At 65.7% G+C, this 21,677-nt stretch carries 17 protein-coding genes; 10 read left to right on the top strand and 7 right to left on the bottom strand.

Features of this window, described 5'->3' with window-relative positions; genetic code table 11:
* Positions 1-65 precede the first annotated feature (65 nt).
* Entirely contained in the window at positions 66-692 is a 627-nt protein-coding gene (locus tag BLU32_RS21065) for a class I SAM-dependent methyltransferase (protein WP_093810223.1), read from the top strand.
* A gap of 84 nt (positions 693-776) precedes the next feature.
* The gene (locus tag BLU32_RS21070) at positions 777-1,406 is read left to right on the top strand and encodes a class I SAM-dependent methyltransferase (RefSeq protein ID WP_093810225.1); all 630 of its coding nucleotides are present in this window, start codon (positions 777-779) and stop codon (positions 1,404-1,406) included.
* Between the two features lie 39 nt (positions 1,407-1,445).
* Here BLU32_RS21070 and BLU32_RS21075 read toward each other — a convergent pair whose 3' ends face one another.
* Complete coding sequence (locus tag BLU32_RS21075; RefSeq protein ID WP_093810227.1) at positions 1,446-2,747, bottom strand: cobyrinate a,c-diamide synthase; 1,302 nt, start codon at positions 2,745-2,747, stop codon at positions 1,446-1,448.
* Positions 2,744-3,616 (bottom strand): uroporphyrinogen-III C-methyltransferase, encoded by an 873-nt coding sequence (cobA, locus tag BLU32_RS21080; RefSeq protein ID WP_093810229.1) that lies wholly within the window; start codon positions 3,614-3,616, stop codon positions 2,744-2,746. Before cobA ends, BLU32_RS21075 begins: the two co-directional genes overlap by 4 nt.
* Positions 3,617-3,741: 125 nt before the next feature.
* On the opposite strand from cobA, the gene BLU32_RS21085 reads away from it, so the two are divergent.
* Together BLU32_RS21085 and BLU32_RS21090 are read left to right on the top strand one after the other, a co-directional pair.
* A complete protein-coding gene (locus BLU32_RS21085) occupies positions 3,742-4,875 on the top strand; it encodes a cobalt-precorrin-5B (C(1))-methyltransferase (protein WP_093810231.1) in 1,134 nt (377 codons plus the stop codon).
* Positions 4,863-5,606 carry a cobalt-precorrin-6A reductase gene (locus tag BLU32_RS21090; protein WP_093810233.1) on the top strand — a complete coding sequence of 248 codons (744 nt, stop codon included), beginning with the start codon at positions 4,863-4,865 and terminating at the stop codon, positions 5,604-5,606. The genes BLU32_RS21085 and BLU32_RS21090 overlap by 13 nt, the downstream gene beginning before the upstream one ends.
* 9 nt (positions 5,607-5,615) lie before the next feature.
* Here the strand turns inward: BLU32_RS21090 and BLU32_RS21095 are convergent, their stop codons facing one another.
* On the bottom strand, positions 5,616-6,401 hold the full coding sequence (locus BLU32_RS21095) for a WecB/TagA/CpsF family glycosyltransferase (protein ID WP_093810235.1): 786 nt from the start codon (positions 6,399-6,401) through the stop codon (positions 5,616-5,618).
* Positions 6,402-6,624: 223 nt separating this feature from the next.
* On the opposite strand from BLU32_RS21095, the gene BLU32_RS21100 reads away from it, so the two are divergent.
* Both BLU32_RS21100 and BLU32_RS21105 read left to right on the top strand, forming a co-directional pair.
* Positions 6,625-8,703, top strand: a complete 2,079-nt coding sequence (locus tag BLU32_RS21100; RefSeq protein ID WP_093810237.1) for a GumC family protein — start codon at positions 6,625-6,627, stop codon at positions 8,701-8,703.
* Positions 8,684-10,018: a UDP-phosphate alpha N-acetylglucosaminyltransferase gene (locus tag BLU32_RS21105; RefSeq protein WP_093810239.1), complete on the top strand. Its 1,335-nt coding sequence runs from the start codon at positions 8,684-8,686 to the stop codon at positions 10,016-10,018. Before BLU32_RS21100 ends, BLU32_RS21105 begins: the two co-directional genes overlap by 20 nt.
* On the opposite strand, the gene BLU32_RS21110 is transcribed toward BLU32_RS21105, so the two are convergent.
* Together BLU32_RS21110 and BLU32_RS21115 are read right to left on the bottom strand one after the other, a co-directional pair.
* Entirely contained in the window at positions 9,982-11,187 is a 1,206-nt protein-coding gene (locus BLU32_RS21110; protein ID WP_371326946.1) for a glycosyltransferase family 4 protein, read from the bottom strand. The genes BLU32_RS21105 and BLU32_RS21110 overlap by 37 nt on opposite strands.
* Positions 11,184-12,293, bottom strand: coding sequence for a polysaccharide deacetylase family protein (locus tag BLU32_RS21115; RefSeq protein ID WP_093810241.1), 1,110 nt, complete (start codon positions 12,291-12,293; stop codon positions 11,184-11,186). The genes BLU32_RS21110 and BLU32_RS21115 overlap by 4 nt, the downstream gene beginning before the upstream one ends.
* A 371-nt stretch (positions 12,294-12,664) precedes the next feature.
* On the opposite strand from BLU32_RS21115, the gene BLU32_RS21120 reads away from it, so the two are divergent.
* From BLU32_RS21120 to BLU32_RS21135, 4 genes are read left to right on the top strand one after another with little or no spacing between them, the layout of a single operon-like run.
* On the top strand, positions 12,665-13,888 hold the full coding sequence (locus BLU32_RS21120; protein ID WP_093810243.1) for a glycosyltransferase: 1,224 nt from the start codon (positions 12,665-12,667) through the stop codon (positions 13,886-13,888).
* Entirely contained in the window at positions 13,885-15,285 is a 1,401-nt protein-coding gene (locus BLU32_RS21125) for a lipopolysaccharide biosynthesis protein (RefSeq protein ID WP_093810245.1), read from the top strand. Before BLU32_RS21120 ends, BLU32_RS21125 begins: the two co-directional genes overlap by 4 nt.
* Positions 15,272-16,342: a glycoside hydrolase family 5 protein gene (locus BLU32_RS21130; RefSeq protein WP_093810247.1), complete on the top strand. Its 1,071-nt coding sequence runs from the start codon at positions 15,272-15,274 to the stop codon at positions 16,340-16,342. Before BLU32_RS21125 ends, BLU32_RS21130 begins: the two co-directional genes overlap by 14 nt.
* A 10-nt stretch (positions 16,343-16,352) precedes the next feature.
* Positions 16,353-18,149 carry an alpha/beta fold hydrolase gene (locus BLU32_RS21135; protein ID WP_093810249.1) on the top strand — a complete coding sequence of 599 codons (1,797 nt, stop codon included), beginning with the start codon at positions 16,353-16,355 and terminating at the stop codon, positions 18,147-18,149.
* On the opposite strand, the gene BLU32_RS21140 is transcribed toward BLU32_RS21135, so the two are convergent.
* Positions 18,134-20,620, bottom strand: coding sequence for a glycoside hydrolase family 2 protein (locus BLU32_RS21140; protein ID WP_093811440.1), 2,487 nt, complete (start codon positions 20,618-20,620; stop codon positions 18,134-18,136). The two genes, BLU32_RS21135 and BLU32_RS21140, sit on opposite strands and share 16 nt — an antisense overlap.
* Positions 20,621-20,646: 26 nt before the next feature.
* Complete coding sequence (locus BLU32_RS21145) at positions 20,647-21,663, bottom strand: DUF1839 family protein (RefSeq protein WP_093810251.1); 1,017 nt, start codon at positions 21,661-21,663, stop codon at positions 20,647-20,649.
* Between the last annotated feature and the right edge of the window lie 14 nt (positions 21,664-21,677).

Consider the following 21,677-nt stretch of genomic DNA (forward strand, 5'->3'; position numbering starts at 1 on the left):
GCCGAATTTGCATCTGGTGCCCGTCTTCCCCTAGGATCGGACACGCCGAACAGGGGAGGACTGCCATGTCGCCGGAAAATCCGTTGCTTGTGCGCGCCATCTCGCTCGGGGGCGACAAGCGGAAGATCACCGAGTTCTACGACGAGTGGGCAAAGGCCTACGACCACGACATGACCGACACCATCGGCTATGTCGGCCATGTGGTCACGGCCGAGGCGCTCGCCCCGCTCGTCTCCGGCGACGCGGAAATCCTCGATGCGGGCTGCGGCACCGGTCTTGTCGCGGTGGAACTGAAGAACCGCAATGCCGCCCTTCGCATCGACGGCATTGACCTGACGCAGGGCATGCTCGACGAGGCGGCAAAGACGGGTGCCTATCGACAGCTCGTTCCCGGTGACCTGACCGCGACGCTTCCCTTTCCCGACAATTCCTATGACGGCATCGTCAGCGCCGGCGTCTACACAAACGGCCATGTCGGGCCGGAAGGCATCGAGGAACTGGTGCGCATCGCCAAACCGGGCGCTCCCATCGTTCTGACGGTGCGCGACACCGCCTGGGAGGCGGACGGCTTCGACGTCCATATCCGCGATCTGGAAACGGCCGGGCGCATCCGTGTGCGCGAAATCCGCCACAGCCCCTATCATGCCAACGAGGACATTTTCTGCCATCTGTGCACGCTGGAAGCCGTTTGATCGCGAACGACGCTTTCCCAAGGATTTGAAATCCCTGTTCGTTTTTCCTAGGCTGGACCAAATCAGCCAAAGGAGAGACACGCCATGGAGCCGGAAAACCCGCTCTTGAAACGCGCCTATGCCCTGGATGGCAACGCCACGGAAATCCGCTCGCTCTACCGCGACTGGGCACAAAGCTATGATGCCGACACGGTTGACGGCATGGGCTACGTCGCGCCCGAACAGGCCGCCGAGGTTCTCGCCGATCGGCTCGACGGCGCGGCGATGATTCTCGACGCAGGGTGCGGAACGGGGCTTGTCGGAGAGGCGCTGAGCCGGCAAAAGACATCCGGTGTTATGATCGACGGCATCGATCTCAGCGCCGGAATGCTGGAGCGCGCCGCGCAGAAGAACGTCTATCGCAAGCTTTCCGAGGCCGATCTCACCAAGCCGCTTGATCTGGCGAAGGACAGCTACGACGGGGTCGTCAGTGTCGGCGTCTTCACCAGCGGCCATGTCGGCCCGCTGGCCATGGACGAGCTTGCACGCATCGCGCGCCCCGGCGCGCCGGTGGTCGTGACCGTTCACGAAAAGGTTTGGGGCCCGGACGGTTACGCCGACCACCTGAAGGCGATGGAGGCGAAGGGGCTTGTCCGCGTGCGCGAGATTCGCGACGCTGCCTACCACGAAAAGGAAGGTTATTCCTGCAAGCTCTGTGTTCTGGAAGCCGCCTGAGGATCGCTCATCGCCCGGCGATGACATGCCAAGACGTCGTCATCGCGCGGCGATGATGTGGGCGAAGGACCCCATGACGTTGCCCACCCTAAGCCCCATGTCGGCAAGCTGCGTCCCGGTCGCGTCCACTGCAGAGAACAACCGCTCCGCCGCGCCTTCGCGGGTGGTCGAGGCATAGTGGAACTCATGGGCCGAGAGCGGTCCGGCGAAGGTCGTGTCGGACGTCGGCGTCAGCACCCGGTAGCCCAGCTGCAGCTTGCGCGTCGCGAAGCTCGTCTCCAGCGGCAAGAGCCCCGCCATGGCATGGCGGGTGCCATCGGCGTCACGCAGACCCTGCCCGAGCGTCATGTAGCCGCCGCACTCGCCGTAGACCAGCGCGCCGCGCGATGCGGCGGCGCGCAGGCCGTCCAGAAACCGCGTGGCGGCGGCAAGCCGGCCGGCGTGCAGCTCCGGATAGCCTCCGGGCAGATAGACGGCATCGGCGCTCGCGTCCGGGGCCTCGTCGGCAAGCGGCGAGAAGACCGTCAGCTCCGCGCCCGCCGCGCGCCAACTCCCAAGCAGGTGCGGATAGCAAAAGGCGAAGGCGATGTCGCTGGCAATGGCGATCCGCTGGCCGGGCGGCGGCAGGAGCGAGGCTCCTGGCGCTGCCGCGACGGGAGTGGACAACGCCCGCAGCCCGTCCAGATCGATATGTTGCGCGCAGATCGTTGCGGCCGCGTCCAGAAAAGCGCCGAGTTCGGCGTGTTCGTCCGCCTGCACCAGTCCCAGATGCCGTTCGGGAAGCGCAAGGGCCGAATCGCGCGGCACCGCGCCCAGCACCGGTATCCCGAGTGGGCGAAGTGCGGATCGCAGCATCGCCTCGTGGCGGGGGCTGCCAATGCGGTTGAGGATCAGGCCGGAAATGGAAATGTCCGCGCGATGGTCTCGAAACCCGCGCACGAGCGCTGCAACGGACTGCGCCTGTTTCGCGCAGTCGACGACGAGCACGACCGGAATGTTCAGGATCGCGGCGAGGTCGGCGGCCGAGCCGCTGCCATCGGACGCGCCGTCGAACAGCCCCATGGCGCCCTCGACGAGAAGAAGCTCCGCGTCCTCGCCGAAACGCGACGCGAGCCCTCGGATATGGTCGGCCGACATCGCCCAGGCATCGAGATTGACGCAAGTTCGACCGCTGGCGGCTTCGTGGAACCTCGGGTCGATGTAGTCCGGGCCGGATTTGGCGGAGGCGACATTGACGCCCGCGGTTTTCAGGGCGCGCAGCAAGGCGAGCGTCAGGGTGGTCTTGCCGGCGCCGGAGTTCGGCGCCGCGATCAGAAGACCGGCGGCGCGTGGCTGGCTCATCCGGTTTCTGACGTTCGCCTGAGATTGAGCGGGTCGGGGTCGAGGCTGCGGCCCTGAGCCGCACCGAGCCAGTCGAGCCCCGCGCGCAGGCGCACCACCTCCCCGACACAGACGATGGCCGGCGGTTCCAGCGTGGCCTTGGCGGCATCTTCGGCGGCGCGCCCGAGCGTCGTTTCCAGCACCTGCTGGTTGGTGAGCGTGCCGTTGCAGACGATTGCCACCGGCTCGTCGGCGCGCCGTCCGGCGTCGAGCAGGTTCTGGCTGATCTGCGCCAAATGCTTCATCGCCATATACATGACGATCACGGGGGACCCCCTGGCGATTGCATCCCAGTTGATCGCCGACGGAGCAAGCCCCGTCTGGTCGTGGCCGGTGAGGAAGGTCACAGCCTGGTTGGTGTCGCGGTGCGTCGCCGGAATGCCGGCATAGGCCAGCCCGCCGATGCCGGCGGTGACGCCGGGAACGATGCGAAACGGTACGCCGGCGCCCACGAGCGTCAGCGCTTCCTCGCCGCCGCGTCCGAAGACGAACGGGTCACCGCCCTTCAGCCGCAGCACGCGGTGCCCGCCGCGGGCGTAGTCGATCAGCTTGAGCGAGATGTCGCGTTGCTTCGGGCTCGGCTTGCCGCCGCGCTTGCCGGCATAGTCGATGATCGCGCCGGGTTTGGCGAGGTCGAGAATGCTGGTGTCGACGAGTGCGTCATAGACGATGACGTCGGCGTGGCGCAGGCCGTTCAGCACATGCAGCGTCAAGAGGCCGGGATCGCCGGGACCTGCGCCGGCCAGCCACACCCAACCGGCCTCGAAATCGGGAAGGCGGAGGCGGGACGGATCAAGGCCGTCTGTGAGATCGTTTGGCGTCGTGCTCATGTCCCTTCGGTTTTACGACGCGTGGGCGTCCGAGCCAAGGTCAACTTGCGTCGGCTTCTATTGAAATCGCGACCTTTGCACCCTTTGCCGTGACGCTCATCGCGGCCCGCCCTATAGTCCGGCGCATGAACGCAAGGGATACCACCGAACTGCGCCGGGGTTGGACCACGGGCGCCTGCGCCACGGCGGCCGCCAAGGCCGCCTATCAGGCGTTGCTCACCGGTGCGTTTCCCGATCCGGTGGAGATCGTCCTGCCCAAGGGCGAACGTCCCGCATTCGCGCTTGCCCGTGAGACGCTGGAGGGAGACGCGGCGCTTGCGGCCATCGTCAAGGATGCGGGCGATGATCCCGACGTCACCCACGGCGCGCTGGTGATCGCGCGGGTACGTCTCGCGCAGGCCGGCAGCGGCGTGGTGTTTTGCGCCGGCGAGGGCGTGGGAACGGTGACCCGCGAGGGCCTGCCGATTCCCCCCGGCGAGCCGGCGATCAATCCCGTCCCCCGCCAGATGATTGCAACCGCCATCGCCGAGGTCGCCGAGGCCCACGGCGGCAGCGGCGATGTCGAGGTGGAAATCTCCATTCCCGGCGGCGAGGCACTGGCGCAAAAGACCATGAACCCGAGGCTCGGGATCGTCGGCGGGCTGTCGATCCTGGGCACCACCGGGATCGTGCGGCCGTTTTCCTGTGCGGCCTGGATCGCCTCCATCCATCGCGGCGTCGACGTCGCTCGTGCTGCGGGCATCACCCATGTCATCGGCGCCACCGGCGCGACGTCGGAGACGGCTGCGCAGGCGCGCCATCCGGTCCTGCCGGAGATGGCCTTGCTCGACATGGGCGACTTTGCCGGTGGCCTGCTCAAGTATCTGCGGGCCCATCCCGTGCCGCGCCTGACGCTTGCCGGCGGCTTCGCCAAGCTGGTGAAACTGGCCCAGGGCGCGCTCGATCTTCATTCCGCGCGCAGCCAAGTCGATTTCGAGGCGCTGGCTGACGTGCTGCACGGCGAGGGGGCATCGCCGGAGTTGGTCGCGGCCGCACGCGGCGCAAACACCGCCAAGGAAGTACTGGACCGCGCCGAACGCGAGGGCGTTGATGTCGCGGGCGCGGTGGCGCGCGCGGCGCATGCGGCGGTGCGCAAGGTGCTGCGCGATGCGCCGGTCGATCTGGAGGTTCTCGTCGTCGACCGCGCCGGACGGATCGTCGCCGAAGTCCCGTTCCAAAGCGCTCGACCGTCACCGGGGGAGGGTGGATGCGTCTCCTGATTCTCGGTGGAACGGGCGACGCGCGCGCGCTCGCCGCCCGGCTTTGCGAAGATGCACGGTATTCCGTGATCGTGTCGTTGGCCGGCGTTGTCGCGCGGCCCGAGGTTTATGGCGCCGAAACGCGGGTTGGCGGATTTGGCGGAATCGATGGGCTTTCCGTCTATCTCGCGGAAAGCGAAATTGATGCGGTTGTCGATGCCACCCACCCTTTCGCGGCGATGATGTCTGAAAACGCGGCCGTCGCCTGTCGCCGGACCGGGGTCGCTCTGCTGCGCCTCGACCGGCTGCCGTGGGCGCCGGAGGCGGGCGACGACTGGCATGAGGTCGCCGACCTGTGCGGCGCGGCGAGTGCGCTTCCCCTCGCAGCACGTCCCTTTCTGGCCATCGGGCGCAAGGAAATCGGCGTTTTCGCGCCGCGCGGCGATCTTGACTGCCTGATGCGAATGATCGATCCGCCCGCCCCCGATCAGCCGCTGCCGCCCGGTCGGCTGGTGCTTGGCCGTCCCCCTTCGGACCCGGAGATGGAATGCGCGGCGTTTCGCGACCATGGCGTGACCCATGTGGTCACCAAGAACAGCGGCGGCCCCTGGGGCTATGCCAAGCTCGAGGCGGCGCGGCGTCTCGGTCTTCCGGTGATCATGGTGCGCCGCCCGCCGGGGCCCGGCGGCGAAACGGCCTTGGATGTCACGGAGGTCCTGACCTGGCTCGAGCGCCGCATCGGCGAGGACTGAAGGCCGGTTTCAGGCGCGTGCGCGCTTTGCGCCGAGCCATAGGCCGCCGATCTTCAACAGATAGCGGACAATGCCGAGCGTATAGCGACCGCCGAGGCGTTTGGGCTCCTGCGCAAAGCGGAAGACCCATTCCAGTCCGAGCCGGCGCAGAATGCCGGGTGCGCGCGTAACTTCGCCGGCGGTGAAATCGAACAGCGCGCCGACGCCGAGCGCAAGCGGCACGTCGAGTGAGGGCGACAGGGCCTCGATCAGGTATTCCTGCTTCGGGTTGCCCATCGCCACCAACAGGATATCGGGAGCGGCCGCGTTGATGCCCGCGACGATTTCCGCGTGATCGTCGGGGCTGAAATAGCCGTCGCGGTGACCGCAGATGACGATGTTTTCATGCGTGAGGGCGAATCGCTCCGCTGCACGGGCGACGATGTCCGGCTTCGCGCCGAGAAGATACACGCGTGTCTTGGACGGCGCGGCCGCGAGAAGGGCGGGAATAAAGTCCGTGCCGTTGAGATTGCCGGGAAAGCCCTCGCCGGTGAGAAGCTTTGCGCCGATTTCCGCGCCGATCCCGTCATTGAGCACGAGAAAACCTTCAAGGGTTTGCGCGAATTCCGGGTTGTCCATCGCCAGCAACAGTCCATGCGCATTGGCGAAGGCGACGCGCAGCGGCGGACCGTCCGGGACGCGGGCAAGCAATTGCTCGATGGCCTGAGGCCGCGACAGTCGGGCAACAGCGACCGGGCCGATGCGAACCTGCGCCGGCGTTTTCGTCGCGTGTTCGGTTGGACGCTCGCTGTTCATGATCCTCGCTCTCGTGATGCTCGTCGCAGCTTAGGCGCGAAGTGCAAACCAGGTGCTAATCGCGCAAGGAATTTTATGACAGCGTGATCACCGGTTGTCCGAGCCGCGGGATCAGCGGGCTTGCGAATTGTTAACCATGTTCAGTCATTGATTGGACTGAGACGAACCCTTTTCGGCCCCGACCAGACGGTGGCGCGAACGGATTTCCAGGCGGCGCGCGAACATGATCGATATCTATCAGATTCCCGGCATTCTGCGGAAACGAATTGGGTGGCTGATCGCGCTGCCGATTGTCTTCATGACGCTTGCATTGGTCTTTCTCGCGCTCAAGACGCCGGAATACAGCACCAGCGCCGAACTTTTGATCGAACCGCGCGGCCTGCAGATCGTCGGCAACGACATTCTGGCCCGCGACAGCGGTGATGCGTTGCAACGGCTGGCCGTCGACAGCCAGACCTATGTGATCCTCTCGCAGGCGGTGCTTGAGGATGTCGTCGAACGCCTCGACCTGGTCGACGATCCTGCTGTCACCCAACTGCCCGGTGGCGGTCTGCTTTCCCGCCTGCTCGGCGGTGGCGCCCCGACACCGACAAAAGAGGATATCCAGGCGGCCGCGATCGCGGGATTGAAGAAACGCCTGCAGGCGGTTCGTGTGGAAAAAGCTTTTGTCATCAATATTATCGCACGTCATCCGGATCGCTTCGCGGCCGCGGCGATCGCCAATGAGGCGGCGCGGGCCTATCTTGACGAGGCGCGACGCTCGCGGGCTGACGCCACCTTGCGGGCCAGTGTCGCGCTGCAGGCGCAGGCGGCGGACCTGAAGGAGCGCGTCGAGACGGCCGAGGCGGCGGTTGAGACGTTCCGGGCCGAAAACGGACTGATCAGCACGGGTCAGCGCGGCCTTGTGGTCGATCAGCAGCTTCAGGAGACCAACACCCAGCTCACCCAGGCGCGGGTTGAACTGGAGCGGGCGAAATCGAACGCGGAACTCCTCAAGACCCTGACCGTGACGGACATCGAGGCGGGCGGCCTGCCGGCCAATCTGCAAACCACCACGCTCGGGTCGTTGCGCGTTCAGTTCGCCCGCATCGCCGAACGCGAGGCGCAGGCGGCAACCACTCTGGGCGCAAACCATCCGCAGTTGCGCGAGCTCCGCTCCCAGCTTGACAACACCCGCCGCCTGATCGCCGATGAACTGTCGCGGGTGCGCCGCTCTGTCGACAGCGATCTGCAGCGCGCGCTGGCCAATGTCGCGGCGCTGGAAGGGGAGGCGGACCGGCTCGCCTCGAGCAATGTCGACCAGAGCCGATCGCAGATCCGCTTGCGGCAACTGGAAAACGAAGCCTCGTCTCTGGGGACCGTTTACAACTCCTTCCTGAGCCGGGCCAACGAGCTGCAGGAGCAGCAGGAAATCGATACCAGCAACTCGCGGGTCATTTCGCGCGCGGTGGCGCCCCTGAAGGCGAACGGTCCCTCGGGCCTGATCGTTCTGGCGGCGGCAGGCGTCTTCGGTTTCGCGCTTGCGGCAGCCGGCGGCGTTGGCTGGGAGATGATCAACGGAAAGCTCAGCTCCGACCGGGAACTGGTCGAACGCACAGGCGTACCGCTCATCGCAAGGCTCAGCGCTCCCGGTGCCGGCAGGACGTCCGGTCGCTTTTCACGCTTCGTCCCGGGCGAGGACCCGGCGACCGGTGCCGCCGAACGCCAGCTTGCTGTGGCCCGCATCGCCTACGCGCTGCGCCACGCCTTTGCCGAAGAGCGCCCGGCAAACATTCTTGTCGTCTCCGCCGGCCTGGAAAGTGCGCTGTCGCCGCTGGTGCGTGCGATCGCCAGCGGCCTGTATGATATGGGGGAAGACGTCCTGCTGGCGCGCACCGATGCGGGTGTCGCGATGACGGCGCCGCGTCGGGACATGCTTCCTGCGCAGATGCAGGAGGCGAAGCGCACCCGTTTGTCCAGCCGCCGGCGCGCGGGTCCCGCACTCGAGGAGGACGGTTTCGGCCCCGCGCCGATGCGCAGCGGCGTGGCCGCGGCACCCTTCACCGTCGAGCGTCTGGACGGGCATGCCCATGTGCCGGGAGGCGACCAGATCGGCGCGGGCGCGGGCGAGGACGAGTTCCTTCTGATCGACGGCGGCTCAGCCCTGTCCAATCCCTATCTGCCGGTGCTGCTCGGACAATGCGACGCGATCCTTCTCGTCACGAACCTCGGGCGGACCTCGCGACAGGATCTCGACAGGACGCTGACGCTGTTGCAGCCCTGGCAGGACAGGATGATCGGCAATGTTGCGCTCGCAGCCTGATCCTGCTCCGGGATCGCGGGCCGCATCGTTGCCGCGCGGCTTTTCGTCCGTCGCGACGCGCCCCGACACCTATGACCTGTGGCTGCGGGCGGTCTTCGCCATCGTGATCGCAGCACTGGTGTTCAACTGCCTTCTGGCATTCGTCAACACGCGGGTGATGGGGATTTCCGCAAGCCATGTGATGCTTGTGGAAGTCCTGCTGATCGGCACGGGTTTCATGCTGGCGCTGGAGCGGCGGGTCGATCTTTATGTCGTGCTGACGATCTATCTCAGCTATATGGCGCTGATTCTGGCGATGCGCGCAGAACTCGACCTGAAGGGGATCCGTGACGGGCTTATCCCGATCTGTTTCTACTTTCTCGGTCGTGGCGTGCGCGACATCCGCTCGGTCGACAAGCTTGTGATGGCCTGTGCCGCCATCGTCATCGGGGTCGGCCTGTTTGAATACTTCCTGCTCGACGTCTTCATCGCAAACATCAACATCAATGACTATTACATCGCGCGCGGAACCATCCAGGCCGGTGACAACTTTAATGAAGGGTCCGATCTCTTCATCAGCGGCATTCGCCCCGAGGGACGGAATTTTTTCCCCTTTCTCGGCAGTCACCGCGTGTCGTCGGTGTTTCTGGAACCGGTGTCGATGGGCAACTTCGGCGCGTTTCTCGGCATGTGGGCGCTGTTTCGCAAGGACATGGCGCGGCGCAAACTGCTGTTCGCTGCCTCCGCGACCGTGATCATCCTGGGCGATGCCCGGTTCGGCCTGTTTGTGTGTTTTGCCTTCTTCGGCGCGTTCCTGGCCTATCGCTTCGTGCCGCGCGTCGTGTGGTGGCTGGTTCCGGCGATGCTGGCGTTTCTGCTCGTGCTTTACGGCCTCTCCACCACCCAGGTCGGCTGGGACGACAATCTCGGCGGGCGCTGGTTCCACTCTGCGCGCCTTTTCCTGAAGCTCGACCTTCCGGGACTGTTCGGCGTTTCAGGTGTTGAGACGTTTCTCGACGACAGTGGCTATGCCTATACGCTGCACCAGTTCGGTCTCATCGGCGTGATCGTCCTCTGGACGGTCTTCGTCTTCGTGCCGGTGCGCTCGAGCGACGCCTGGCGGTTCCGCGCGCTTGTCATCACCTATGTCAGCCTGCTGATGGTCGTGTCGAACTCGATCTACTCGATCAAGACGGCGGCGCTGTTGTGGCTGTGCGTCGGGGCGACGGATGTCTGGGCGGGATTTGCCGCGGGCAAGCGCGCCAGATCGAAGGCGCCCGAGGCGCCGCCGCCGTTTCGTCAGCGTCCGAGAACCTCGCGGTACAGTGCTTCGTAGCGCAGCGCTGTCGCATCCCAGGAATAGGTTTGCGCCTGGGCAATCGAGGTTTCGCGTGCCGCTGCCGGATCGCCGGTGATGCGCGCGTAAGCCGCGTCGATCGCTTTTGCCGCGCCCTGCGGATCGTCGAAGTCGCACAGAGCGATGCCGTCATGCTTTTGCGCGAAGGCGGTGAAGGCGGCGTTTCCCTCCACCACGCTCGACAGGCCCGCACTCATGGCCTCGATCAGCGCGATTCCGAAGCCTTCGTATTGCGAGGCGCTGACGAAGAGGCTTGCGCCGCCCAGAAGCATGCGCATCTCGCCGTCGCTTGGCCCCACATGCAGATCGACATTGTCGCCGAGATTGCGGCTTGCGATCATCGCCTCAATGTCGTCCCGGCTCCAGTCGAACGGCGTGCCGACGATGGCGAGCCGCCATTCGCGGTCATCGGCAACAAGTCGGGCCATGGTGTCGAGCAGCAGGTCGATGCGCTTGTTGTGTGCCAGCCGGCCGATGGTGATCAGCGACTTTGCCGGTGCGGGGGATCCTGCGCCGGCAAACTTGTCGATATCGACACCGTTTTCGATCAGGCGGACCTTGTCGGGCGCGACGCCGGCGAAGCGCTCGTAGTCGCTTTCGCTGCAGCAGGCGAGCGCGCCGTAGCGCGTCGCCGATGCCCAGGTGATCGAGCGGAACCAGATCCGCTTCAACATGCGATAGTTGGAGCTGTGGAAGAAGCCGCCGTGGGTCGTTGCGATCAACGGCTTGCGGTGCAGCCAGCGCGTTGCCGCCAGCGCATCGAAGAAGAAATCGATGGCATGGACATGCACCAGGTCGGCATCGGCGAGTTCCCGCAGGAAGCCAAGGCACACAGGATAGCGCGTCGAGCCGAAGTAGGGCAGGCGAACCACTTCCGCGCCGTCGATGATCTCGCGGCGGGCCAGCTTGGTGCCGTCGCCGCGAAACAGGCGGTCACAGGTGATGATGCGGATGCGCCGGAACCGGCCGCGCTGACGCGCCACCAGGCTGGCAACGAAATCCTCCAGCCCGCCGACGCTCGGCTTGTACTGCCGCACCACATGCACGAGCACCGCATCGCGGAACGGCGGTGGGTCGAGCATGGTTCGCGCGCCCTGTATCGCGGCGACGCCCGTGGGCTCGGGAGAAACGGTATCCGCCGGCTTCATCCGCGCGCTCCCGTCGACGCGAGATGTGGACGTCCGCTTTCGACCACGACAGGATTTCCGCCTCGGGTCGCGACGGCGCGAAACAGGCCGTTCACGCCGCAGGCGGTATAGGCCGCACTGTCCTCGGTGTATTCGCCGTTTTGCCGGGGCAGGAGAAACCGGTCGTCGAGATGGGCGGGAAACAGGCAGCCGGCGGTCGTCGTGACGCCGCTGCGAAATCCGGCAGCCCGCACGATCTCAGCCTCGCGGTGCCCGTTGATCGAAGGGGGCCCGTAAGGATAGGCGAAATGTCTGACTTCCCGGCCCAGCCGGTCTTCTAGATAGGTCTTGTTGTCCACAATATCATGGTGGACGCTGTTGGCATCCAGCAGCGTGAGGGCACGGTGGGTTGTCGTGTGCGCTCCGATCTCGATCAGCGGATGCCGGTCGATCTCCACCATTTCGCTTTCGCCGATCGCGCGCACGTCGACGATATCGGGCAGTGAAACGTGGTGTTTCGCAAAGGTTGCTTCCAGCATCCCGGCCCTGTGGAAGTCCTCCCAGACCCAGGCGGTCGCACGCCGCAGCCCGGCGGTCTTGCTCGCAAGGTCGGAACAGGAAAAGCGAACGCCCATCGGCTCGATCTCGACGGTGTCATTGTCGAGGAACAGGTGCTTGAGGCCGAGCCACCAGGCGTTGATCGTGCGGGTCAGCATTTCCGTTGGAACAAAGATCGTTGCCGGCGCGCGATGGCGCTCCAGCATCGGCAAGGCGATGTCGATGTTGGAGCGGTAGCCGTCATCGAACGTCAGCACCGCGAAGGGCCGCGCGCCGGGGTCGCTCAGCCGGATCAGGGCTTCGTCCATCGTGACGATGTCGCGCCCGCTTTTGCCAAGATCGTTGAGAATCCGCGCGAAGTCGGCACTGCGGCAGCCCTGGTCGAGGTCGGCTCGCGGGTCTGGCGTGAAATCGTGAAACATCAGGATCACGCCGCGCCCGCCATAGATGCGCCCGATCGCGACCGGCAGCCGACTGGCGCGCAGGAGACGCAAGCCCGCAGTCTTGACGCGGCGTTTTGCACGTTCAGCGAGGCTCAGTCCAGGAGTGACAGTCGTAAGCGGGGCCATGCGGATCGGCTTTCATCCTTTTTTCTGGACCGGGATCGACACACTTTTGGCGAATCAAACAGGTGCGGAGGTGACCGATCATGGAGCCGGTGGCATGAACATCCGGTTGAAAGACCTCTGGCCGGGTCGGATCCTGCGCGTATGGTAAACCAAAAGCCAACGCTCGAATGACCCTGTGGCGCCGACGGGCCATGCTCGGAAGCGTTGGCGTGGGGTTTCCGCGTTTAACCCGCTGTTTAGACCGATTTCGAAACGCGGCGCGCGAAGCGGCGGCGATGATGATCCGGAACACGGCAGGTTAAGAAATACCCGGTATTTTCCGGATGATCGTACCTGCATGACCCAGATCCGCAAGAAAGCCAATTGTTCACATGCGCGTCCTTATGGCCTGTGCCGCCTTCCCGCCCTTCATCGATGGGGGCGGTCCGATTTCCGCTCTGCTGCTGGCGAAGATGCTGCTGGCAGAGGGGCATGATCTGCGCGTGGTGAACATGGCGGATACGGCGAAGCACGAGACGGTCGAGGGCATCGAGGTGCACCGGATTCGTCCGGCCAACGTCTACTGGAACTACCGGCGGCCGCGTCCGGCCTGGAAGAAACTCGCCTGGCATGCGCTTGAAAATGGCAATCCGCGTGCCTACGCCGCCATGCGTCGCGAGATCCGCGACTTCGCCCCGGACATCCTTTTGACCGACAGCATCGAGAACATCAACGTCGCCTCCTGGGCGGCCGCGCGGTCTTTGGGGGTTCCGGTTGCGCACACTTTGAGGAGTGTCTTTCTGCTGTGTTGGCGTGGCTCGATGCAGAAGGGCAGCCGAAACTGCGAAGGCCAGTGCGCCACCTGCTGGGTGTCATCGCTCGGCAAGAAGCATTTCAGCCGCTACGTCGACGGCGTATGCGGCGAAACCAACGACGTGATCGCCCGGCATGTCGACCGCGGCTATTTTCCGAATGCGCTGACGCGCCAGATTCCCGGCGCAATCGAAAAAATCGCCGTCGACGCGCCGCGCGCCGCGCCGGCGAACCGGGCATTGCGCGTTGGCTTCTTGGGGGTTCACACCCTGTACAAGGGGCTCGACGTTCTCGGTCGCGCCGCGCTAATCCTTGGCGATCGCGAGATGGAGTTCCATGTGGCCGGCACCGGGACCCCGGCCGACGAACGGGAGCTGAGAGCGCAGTTTCCCGAACACAACACCCGCTTCTGGGGCTGGACCGATCAGCAAACGTTTTTTCCCGAAATCGACGTTCTGGTGTTTCCCTCCACTGGACGGGAGGCCTTTGGACGGGTTGCGGTCGAGGCCTTCGCCTATGCGGTTCCCGTCATCGGCTCCGATCTCGGCGGCATCGCCGAAACGGTCGAGCCGGGTCGCAACGGCTTGCTGTTTGCGCCGGGCGACGCGGAGGCGCTTGCCGCCAACCTGACGCGACTCGCGGAAAGCCCCGACCTCTATGCGCGGCTGTCTTGCGGGGCGCTTGAAAGTGCGCAGACCTATCTGCGTCCCCGCATTGCCGCTCTCAACACCGCGTTTCTTGAAGACACGCTGCATCGCCATGCAAGTCGTACTGCCACACCGCGTGATGAGGTGGCGCTGTGAAACGCATCCGCAGGCTGGTTGCCGGCAAGGGATTCAGGCGTCTGTTCTGGTCGCTGTTCAGCCGCTTCGGCAGCACGCTTCTCAGCTTCGCCGTTCTTTTCGCCGCCAGCCACTCGCTGGAGACGGCGGAATACGGTCTCTACATCTTTCTGTTTTCCGTCGGCACATCGCTCGGACTGATCTTCGCCCTCGGGCAGCCGGTGCTGCTGGTGAAGCATTTCCGGCTGAAAGGCCATGTGCCGGGCGAGAGCAATCAGGCACTCCTGTTTGCCAATGCGCTCTGGCTTGCCTTGGGTATCGGCATTCAACTCCTGGCGGCTCTGGTGATCTGGATTTTCTCCGACCGTTTGTCCGCGCCTTACAATTCCTTGCCGATCGCGCTTTTGTTCGGTGCGGTTTTCACCTTGAGCGAATACCTGCAAAACTACTTTCGCATTCACGGTCGGATCGTGATGGCTCTCGTGCCGCGCGAGAACCTGTGGCGGCTTTTATCGGTGATCACGTTGCCGGCGCTCGCCTACGCGGGCCTGCTCGTGAGCGGCGCGGGCGCGACCGAGATCGTGACCGGGCTGTTGTTCCTGATGGTGGGCTATCAGGCGGTATCCTTCGTCCGGCACGAGGGGCTGGGGTTCCTGTCCCGCTCAGCGGCGCGGTCACGCGACATTCCCTGGCGGCGCTGGAACGCGGAGACGCTCAACTTCAGCGCCAACGGCTTTTTCAACGCCGCCTCCTCGTATCTGGAAACAATTCTGATCGGTGTGACCATCGGGCTCGAGGTTGCCGCATTGTACTTCGTGGCCTACCGCATTGCGATGTTGCTGACCTTGCCCGTTCTGGCGATCGACACGGTCGGAATTCCGCTGATTTCGGCGAGGTTTCAGGAAAACGATCGTCCCGGCGCGCAGAAACTGGTGGCGATGCTGTCGGCCGGAAGCTTTGCACTCGCGGCTGTCGGCGGCGTGATGCTCTATTTCGTCGGGCCTTATATCCTCTACATGTTCGATCCCGCCTTCGTTGAGCATTTCGATGTGCTGGTGCTTCTGTCGCTGGCTGCTATCAGTCATGCGTTTTTCGGACCTGGCACCTGGCTGACGATGATTGGCGGCGGTGAATCGTATCTTCTTCGCATGCGCAGCGTCGTTTTCGTTCTGTATGCCGGCCTGCTCTACCTCCTCGGCCGGCAGTTCGGTCTTGAGGGCGTCGCCATCGCCGGCTGGGCGCAGCTGGTGATCGTGCACCTTCTGTCGCGCCACTGGCTGATGCGAAACTGGCGGGTTGACAATATGGCCACCGCAATCTTCGGTGTCTGGCGTGGACGCGGCGACGATGGCGACCGCCGACCCTCGAACCCCGCGGGGCTCGATCAAGGCGGGGGAAGCTCCCATGCGCGGCTCTGACGCCCGTGCCTCGTATCGCACCTGGGCCGTTTTGGGGGCGGTCCTGATGCTTGCCATTGCCCTGTCGGCAAGGCAGGCGGGTGCGGACTGCCTGCGCGGGGCAAATGTCGCAGGCGCCGAGTTCGGTGACCTGCCGGGCGTGCATGCCAAGACCTACATCTATCCCTCGCGGGCAACGCTTTCCTATCTGCGCGCAAAGGGCATGAACGCAGTGCGCCTGCCGTTTCGCTGGGAGCGCCTCCAGCCGAAGCTCGATGCGCCGCTTTCCGACAGCGAATTCTCCTTCCTGGACAAGACGGTCGCCGAGGCGGCGGATATGGGTCTCACCGTCATCCTCGACCCGCACAACTATGCAAGATACCGGGGCGACTTCGTCGGAGGCGACACGGTTCCAGCCTCCGCCTTCGCCGATTTCTGGCGTCGGCTGGCAGTTCGCTACAAGGGCCGCGAGAAGGTCGTCTTCCTGCTGATGAACGAGCCGACGGGGATTTTTGCGCGCGACTGGCTCCCTTCCGTCAACGCGGCGATTGCGGCGATCCGGGAGACGGGCGCCGACAATCTCGTCATGGTTCCCGGCACGATCTGGACCGGCGCGTCGCATTGGTTCGACGAACAGCCCGGCGGCTCGAACGCCGAGGTGCTGACAGGCGTCGTCGATCCTCTCAACCGGTTCGTGTTCGATGTGCATCAGTATATGGACGCGGACTTTTCCGGCACGAAAACCGCCTGCAGCCGCGTCGACGATGCGATGACCGCGATCGGGCGGCTGACGCGGTGGCTGGAGGAGACCGGCAATGCGGCTTTTCTCGGCGAGTTCGGTGGTCATGCAAGGCCCGATTGCTATCGCGGGCTTGTGCGCCTGGCCGGCTATCTCAATGCGCGACCCGACGTCTGGGCCGGCTGGGCGATCTGGGCGGCAGGCGACTGGTGGGGCGACTATCCCTTGTCGGTGCAGCCGGAAGACGGGCTCGACCGGCCGCAGATGGTGGCGATTTCCCGCCTGATCGCCCGGCGCTCGCAAGGCGAGAAAGCCTGCCCGGCGTTGGACAGACCATAAGGACCGAAACATGACGTCGAGCGGGATCACTTCGGGTGAAAAGGTCGGCAAAGACGGCGCTTTGATGCCCTTGACCGTTGCCGGAACGTTTGCCGTACTGCATTCGGCGCAAGGGGCCGTGGGCGTCGTGATTGCCGGCGCCTGGGGTTATGAGGATCTGTGCGCGCGCCGTTCGATGCGTCATCTTGGCGATCAACTCGCGGCATCGGGGTATCCGACGCTGCGGTTTGACTGGCCGGGCACGGGCGACGCGCCAGAGCCGGCCGCAGAAGTCGATGGCCTGGCCAACTTTGAGGCGACACTGGATGCAGTCTGCGCCTGGTTGCGGCAGATGCCCGGCGTGGAGCAAATCGTTCTGATCGGCTTCGGTCTCGGGGCGACGCTTGCCCTCAAATCGGTCGCGGAGGACCGCCAGGACGTGGCGGCGCTTGCCCTGCTGGCTCCCGTGGTGAAGGGGCGACCCTATCTGCGGGAACTTCAGGCGCGTGCGGCTATGATCGGCGAGATCACCGGTGCGGCGCCGGATTGCGCGCCGGGCGAGATGCTCTCCATCGGCGGTCTCGGGCTCAGTGAGCGTCTGGCTGCCGATATTCGTGTGCTTGATGTCACCGCGCTCGCCGGACAGTCCGACTTGCCGCCGGCCCTCGTGCTGTATCGCTCCGGCAAGAGCGCGGAAGAGGCGTTCGGCGAGGCGTTGCGGGTCCGTCCGGGCGGCGAGGCGCATGTCTTTGCCGGCTACGATGATCTGATGAGCGACCCGACCGCCTCGATCTGTCCGCACCCGGATTTCGACCGGCTGGTCGGCTGGCTGGTGCGCACCGTCCCGCCGCGCACATCCGGCGTGGCGCCCGTGCTGCCGTGTCCGCCCGTCCTTCAGGTTGCCGGGGGCGCGAGCGAGACGCCGCTCGCCTTCGGCACACAAGGCGGTCTGATCGGCATCTGGTGCGCACCGCATTCTCCCGCGTCCGGCGCGCTTCCCGTCGTCTTCCTCAATGCCGGCGCAACACCGCGTGCCGGCTGGGCGCGTGGCGCGGCCGAGGTCGCACGGGCGCTGGCCGCGCGCGGCATTCCCTCGTTGCGCATCGACCTTTCCGACATCGGCGACAGCCGGCCCCAGGCTGGCGGGCCGCCGATCGTGCACTATCACCCGGCCCAGATTGCGGATCTGCGTGCCGCCCTCGACCTGGTGGAACGGCAGGGGTACGGGGCCGGTGCCGTTGTCACCGGAAGCTGCGGCGGCGCCTATCTGGCGCTGAACGGCGCGGTGGAAGAGCCCCGCGTGCGCAAGGTGGTCGCCGTCAACCTTCAGCGCTTCCTCTGGGATCCGCGTGACGACGTCAACGAGGCGCTTCGCTTCGGCCACACTTCGGTCGGCGGCTATGGTCGCAAGATGCTGAGCGTCGAGAAGTGGAAACGGGTCCTGTGCGGAAAGACCAACGGTCTGGCGCTCTTGCGCTCGCTCCTGCGCCGGGGCTTCCGGCGGACAGAGCGCGATCTCGCGCCCTGGCTGCTCGGCCTTGCGCCCTTTTCCAGGCTCTATGCGAAGGTGCATTCGAACCTGGCGGCGCTCCGCGACCGGGGCGTCGGGGTGTGGCTGGTCTTCGGTGACGGCAATTCCGGACTTGCGCAGCTTCCGGTTTTCTTCGGCAAGGACCTCCGCCGACGCGTCGCCTATCCCAATCTCGCGATCATTGAGCTTTCCGACGCCGATCACAATCTGACCCAGCGCGGCGCGCGTGCGGAACTGGTCGATCTGTTGGCGTCTGCGGCGGCCGAGGGCGAGGTGCCGCGTCAGGTCGCGGAATAGGAGACCGTGTCGCTGTAAAGCGCGCGAACGAGGCCTGTCGGACCGGTCTCCTCCGCCCTGCCGCGCCGCCGGATCAGCCGGATCCGCTTCGCCCGTTCGGGCGCGAGATGAAACCAGTTGTCCTCCGCCTCGAAGCATGCGTCCTCGATCGAGACGGATTGCGCCACCCGGTCTGTTTTCAGCACCAGCACGTCGGAGCCGTCTGCGTCCCGGTCCATCGAGGCTGAAATCACCGCGCCGCGCGCGCACTGCGAGCGCCCGAGCGGAAAGTGAAACGCTTCGTCCAGCATGGTGCCGTCGGCATCGCTGAGCCGCACATGCACGCAGTCGTGCGAGGGCGGGCCGAAGCGGAAGGCGTATGTCACATCGAAAAAGGCGCCGATCAGGTCGGTGGCGGCGAGCGTACGCGCCTCGCGGGGAGCGAGCACCAGATCGCTTGATCCGGAGGCGACGGCAAGCCGACCATCGCGCAGGCAGGAGAGGTCGACCCGTAGCGCCTGTTCTTCCGCCGTCTCGTTCACGACATGGATGGCAAGGCCGTTGGTGCCTTCATCGGTGACAGAGACCGCCACGGGCCTGAAGGCCCGCTTCAAGGCGTACCAGGCCGATTTCGGCCGCCCGTCGTGGCCGACCACGCCCCATCCGGCACCAGGCGCAAGATCCTGGAAGGTCCACACCAGCGCGCCGGCGCAGTTTGATCCGGGACGGCGCCATTCGGCAAATGTCGCCTCCATCACCTCGGCGACGGCTGCCCGGCCGAAATCGAGCCAGGCTTGCGGGTCGCCGTGGCGGAGTTTCGCGGGCGACACGCCGTAGAGCGCCTCGACATAGTGATCGCGCACATCCTCGAAGTCCCATCCGACGCCCCGGTCGCGCGGCACGCCCTTTTTCCATGCCGGGTCATGCCCGGGGGCGGTGCCGCCCGGCAGGGCGCGCGCCTCGCCGTCGGGGATATTGGAAAAGGCCAGACACTCGGCGGCAAAGCGCACATTGGCGCGCCGCGCATCCTCAAGCGGGCGCAAATAGGCGCCGACGCCGTAGTAATGCGCCACGCCGGCATCGGGAGAAAACGGCATGGCTCCGCCGCACGGCGAATTCGGCACATAGGCGACGTCGGGGCGGATCTCGCGAACGGCCGCGGGCAGGATCTCCTCCGTCAGCGGCCCGCGCCAGCGGCTTTCGGGAAGCCCCAGCATCGCGGCCTGCTGATACATCTCGCTCCCGCCGCACACGACGGCAAGGCTGGGGGAGGCCTGCGTCGCGCGCAGGTGATCGCGGGTCTCGCGGCTTGCGGTGTCGACGAAACTCTCGTCCTTTGCCGGGTAGTCGAAATTGGCAAAGGGCAGATCCTGCCAGACGAGAATGCCGAGTTCGTCGCAAAGCTGGTGGAAGGCGGGGCCTTCCGGCGCCATCGTGCCGCCGATCCTCAGCATGTTCATATGGGCGTCGCGCGCGCGTTCCAGCCAGGGGCGGTAGCTTTCGCGCGATGACGGCAGCCGCAGGATGTCGGCATTGATCCAAACCGCGCCGCGGCAAAACACCGGCACGCCGTTTACCTTCAGCGCGAAGCCCTCGCGGTCTGCGCCGGCATCGACCTCGATGCGGCGAAAGCCGGTGCGTCCGAGCGCGATCTCGCCGGCCTGCGTTTTCAGCGTTAGATCGTGCAGATGTGGCGTGCCATGGGTGTGCGGCCACCAGGCCTCGATCCCGGGCAAGAGCATGTCGGCGCGCCACTGGCCGTCCTCGCCGGCTTCAAGCTCCGCGTCCCATCCCGCGCAGCGCAGGCTGGGCGCGGGCGTCCCTGCTGCATGCGGCAGGCGCAGGGAAACCTTGAGCCGGCCGGTGCTGTCCTCGCCGAGCGTGGCCTCGATTTCGAGATCATCAATCCGCACGGCCTCTTCTGCGATGAGATGCAGGCCGCGCCAGGGGCCGACGGCATGGACGTCGGGGCACCAGCCGGGCATGTGGCCGAGCAGCGTCGTGCGCATCAGCCTGAGCCCCGGGTGGGAGGCAAGCTGCGTGCGCCAGCGCGCGCGCGGCCCCTTGCGCTCCAGATGCGGATAGAGCGCGCGGAAGCACAGCATGAGATCGCCGGAGCCGTCGAGATCCAGCCGGACCTCGTGACGGGCATACATGCTGTCGGAAATCAGCACGGGCTGGCCGTCGAACCAGGCTTCGCAGACGGTCGCGAGACCCGGGGCGACCAGACGATAGGCGCCGGGCGCGGGCACCTCGACACGGGCGAGATACCAGACGTCGCGGTCGTGCAAGGGCGTCGGCGCATCCAGCGAGAAAAGCCCGGCATCGGCGAGCGCGCCGGCCGCCGTGCCCGGCACGCTGGCCGGGTGCCAGGCCGCATGGGGATCGCAGTCTTCCGGCGTGGCCCAGGCGCTCGCCTCGGTGACGGTCATGTCCCAGTCGACGCCGGCGAGCAGGTCGTCGGACGCATCGAGACGGCAGGGATCGATCATGGAAGCTCCGATCGCCCGTTTCCGGATCAGGCGGCGCGGCGGCGCGCCGGGGTGTCTTTGCACTCTTTCGCCAGGCGGGACACCGCCGGACCGAGGTCGCTCATCAGCCGGTCCCAGGCGTTTGCCGCCGGGGTCAGCCCGTCGCCGAGCCCGGCGAATTTCTTGCGTGCCAGCGCCCGGGCGAGCTGAAACTGCAGGCTCTTGCAGGTCGCGGCGATCTCGCGCGCGGCTTCCGCCGGCCCGGCGAACTCGCCGTTGGGACCGAGCCAGTCGAGATGGGTTCCGGCCAGCTCAAAGTTCGCGCCTGCCTGCCGCAGCGTGTTGAAGGCATATTTGTGAAAGATCTCGAACGGTCGGGCGCTCAGCGCCTCGATATCGGTGGCGAAGGTGGTCGCATAGGCCAGGAAGGGATTGGCCGCCGGGCGCCGGTCGTAGTGCACTTTCAGAAGGCGCAGCGCCTCTGTGCGGCGTGTCTCGGGCGCGGTCGCCGTTGCCGGAAGCTTGGCAAACTCCGTATAGGGCAGGAAGGGCAGCGCCTGCGCATGGAGGCCGCGCTGGAACACGCCGTCGAAATCCTCGCCTTCAAGCGCGAAGAAGCCGCCGTTGTGGAAGTAGCGCATCGTGCGGGCACTGGTGTCGAGCGCGGTGATCGCGACCGTTGTCTTGCCGTGTTCGATGCGATAGCTCACGCCCGGCGTATCGGGGAGGAAATAGCTGTCGACCTCGACGAGGCACAGCCGACCGCGCCCGATCTGGGTTGCGACGTGCCGTTCTGTAGGCTCGTAGATCGCCAGTTCCTGGGCGCGGATGTCATAGAGCGTCTCGAGGTCTTCCAGCGGCACCTTGAAGAAGGTGAACTGGTCGCCCTCGAAATCCTGTGTGAGCGTGAAGCCGAGCATGGCCTCGGGCTCGAGACCAAGCGCATGCAGCGCCTCGATCCACAGGTCGATGTAGCAGTTGGTTTCGGGCCAGATCCGTTCCGCGTCATGCAAGGCATGCGGGCTGTAGGTCTGCGGATCGAGGGTTGCGAGCTTTTCAAACATGCCGATGCGCCCCG

The organism is Stappia sp. ES.058 (assembly GCF_900105595.1).
GTDB lineage: Bacteria > Pseudomonadota > Alphaproteobacteria > Rhizobiales > Stappiaceae > Stappia.

Coding starts and splice junctions, on each gene's coding strand:
- BLU32_RS21115 (WP_093810241.1), bottom strand. CDS start 12,293: ATGGCCCCGCTTACGACTGTCACTCCTGGACTGAGCCTCGCTGAACGT.
- BLU32_RS21135 (WP_093810249.1), top strand. CDS start 16,353: ATGACGTCGAGCGGGATCACTTCGGGTGAAAAGGTCGGCAAAGACGGC.
- BLU32_RS21070 (WP_093810225.1), top strand. CDS start 777: ATGGAGCCGGAAAACCCGCTCTTGAAACGCGCCTATGCCCTGGATGGC.
- BLU32_RS21065 (WP_093810223.1), top strand. CDS start 66: ATGTCGCCGGAAAATCCGTTGCTTGTGCGCGCCATCTCGCTCGGGGGC.
- BLU32_RS21145 (WP_093810251.1), bottom strand. CDS start 21,663: ATGTTTGAAAAGCTCGCAACCCTCGATCCGCAGACCTACAGCCCGCAT.
- BLU32_RS21120 (WP_093810243.1), top strand. CDS start 12,665: ATGCGCGTCCTTATGGCCTGTGCCGCCTTCCCGCCCTTCATCGATGGG.
- BLU32_RS21075 (WP_093810227.1), bottom strand. CDS start 2,747: ATGAGCCAGCCACGCGCCGCCGGTCTTCTGATCGCGGCGCCGAACTCC.
- BLU32_RS21140 (WP_093811440.1), bottom strand. CDS start 20,620: ATGATCGATCCCTGCCGTCTCGATGCGTCCGACGACCTGCTCGCCGGC.
- BLU32_RS21090 (WP_093810233.1), top strand. CDS start 4,863: ATGCGTCTCCTGATTCTCGGTGGAACGGGCGACGCGCGCGCGCTCGCC.
- BLU32_RS21100 (WP_093810237.1), top strand. CDS start 6,625: ATGATCGATATCTATCAGATTCCCGGCATTCTGCGGAAACGAATTGGG.
- BLU32_RS21085 (WP_093810231.1), top strand. CDS start 3,742: ATGAACGCAAGGGATACCACCGAACTGCGCCGGGGTTGGACCACGGGC.
- BLU32_RS21095 (WP_093810235.1), bottom strand. CDS start 6,401: ATGAACAGCGAGCGTCCAACCGAACACGCGACGAAAACGCCGGCGCAG.
- BLU32_RS21105 (WP_093810239.1), top strand. CDS start 8,684: ATGTTGCGCTCGCAGCCTGATCCTGCTCCGGGATCGCGGGCCGCATCG.
- BLU32_RS21110 (WP_371326946.1), bottom strand. CDS start 11,187: ATGAAGCCGGCGGATACCGTTTCTCCCGAGCCCACGGGCGTCGCCGCG.
- cobA (WP_093810229.1), bottom strand. CDS start 3,616: ATGAGCACGACGCCAAACGATCTCACAGACGGCCTTGATCCGTCCCGC.
- BLU32_RS21130 (WP_093810247.1), top strand. CDS start 15,272: ATGCGCGGCTCTGACGCCCGTGCCTCGTATCGCACCTGGGCCGTTTTG.